We start from the raw sequence: 1647 nt of genomic DNA on the forward strand, positions 1-1647 counted from the left end.
GATTGCCTCGTAGCGCGCGCGCCCGGCAGCGACAAACCCGCGCCAGGCCTGAGGGGCGAGGATGATCTCCTGCAATTTCGCGCCAAGAGCTGCTGCGTCGCCGGGCGGAACATGCCAGCCGGTCTCCCCGTCGCTGACCACTTCCACCAGCCCGCCTATCGCCGACACAAGCGGCGGCCGGCCGTATGCCATCGCCTCAATGGCGACGCGGCCCAGCGATTCCGGACGCCGCGACGGCACGGTGACGATATCGGCCCATCGATAATGCTCCGAAGGGTCGGGAATGAAAGGCAGGACTCTGACGCGCCCGGTAAGCCCCATGGTTTCGACCAGTTCGGCAAGCGCATGCTCGCGCTCAGTGCTTTCGAAGGCGCCGCCGACCAGTCGCACCTCGATCCTCGCTTGGAGTTCCGCCGGCATCGAGGCGATCGCCTCCAGCAGGATCTCCTGCCCCTTGATCCGGTTGATACGGCCAAGCAGCAGCACCCGCAATGGGCGCTTGCCATCATACGTCATCGGTTCGACCGCCGCCGGCCCGGCAACACCGTTGTAGACGACATACGCACGCGCCGCCTTGGGATCACCAAACGCGGCGCGTGTCGCGTGTGAATTGAAGATCAGATCGGCATGGCTCCAGCGCATCAGGCCGACGAGTATCCTGCGCATGGCGCCTTCGGGGATTTCGTGGATGTGCAGGACGGCCTTTTGGGGAAGAAGGCGTGCGGCCAGCGCGTAGTCGGCCACGATCGAGGTGTTGACATAGACGAGGTCGCAATCCTTGAGCCGCCGCCACGCCCTGAACACGGCAACCGGCAATCGCGCCATCTCGACGGTCGCAAGGCGCGCAATGGCCTGGCGCCTCAGCACCCACAGCGGTTCGAAGACGATCCGGCTGGCATGCGCTTCCAGAATCCGCACGATCGGCCCGCTACGTGGCAAAACCACTTCGATGTCGGCCGACGGAAACGCGGCGCGCAACGCGGCAACGCTCTCCGCAAAGCTGCGGTCAGAACCATAGAGTTCATAACCCTGATGAACGCAGGCAATCCGCATCTTTATATCCCGCCGGGTGCTACAACCATCGCGCTGGGCGATTGTGGCAGAAGCCCGTCCGCAAGAATCATGCCTGGTTCGATACGCCCGACTGCCGGCCGTACGCCCCAGGCATTGCTTCGTTTCGATACAGCTACGCACAGAAGGGTTGACCGAGAATGAAACAACCATCGGCTTCAACACCGTTTTTTTACAACCCCGCGCGATGATCCCTCGCAGGATACCGAAATCGGGAGCTGGCACGGAAGTTGCCATCTGCCCATTATAAATTAAGCGATATCTAATGTATGAGACATGTGAAAGTGCCGCCGGCCATGAAACCAGAAACGCCCGCCATTCTGATCCTGGGGACCCGCGGCATACCCGCGGCCCATGGCGGCTTTGAAACCTTTGCCGAAAAACTGGCGCTATTTCTTGTCGGGCGCGGTTGGAAGGTCGGCGTCTATTGCCAGGATGAGGTCGAGCGGATCGACCAGAGGGTGCGCAACGAAACCTGGCGCGGCATCGAGCTCATTCACATCCAGGTCGCCTCCAAGGGACCGCGCGCGACGCTGGAATTCGACTGGCAATGCGCCCGCGACGCCGCCCGGCGAC

2 protein-coding genes are annotated in these 1647 nt (G+C 62.5%); one reads left to right on the top strand and one right to left on the bottom strand.

Annotation, left to right across the window (positions count from 1 at the left end):
- On the bottom strand, positions 1 to 1053 hold a 1053-nt coding region (locus EN750_RS33265), incomplete at its 3' end, for a glycosyltransferase (RefSeq protein WP_127399190.1).
- Positions 1054 to 1367: 314 nt separating this feature from the next.
- Between EN750_RS33265 and EN750_RS33270 the strand changes: the two genes are divergently transcribed.
- The coding region (locus EN750_RS33270) for a DUF1972 domain-containing protein (protein ID WP_189526634.1) at positions 1368 to 1647 on the top strand (280 nt) is incomplete at its 3' end.

This window comes from Mesorhizobium sp. M7A.F.Ca.ET.027.03.2.1 (assembly GCF_003999175.1).
Taxonomy (GTDB): domain Bacteria; phylum Pseudomonadota; class Alphaproteobacteria; order Rhizobiales; family Rhizobiaceae; genus Mesorhizobium.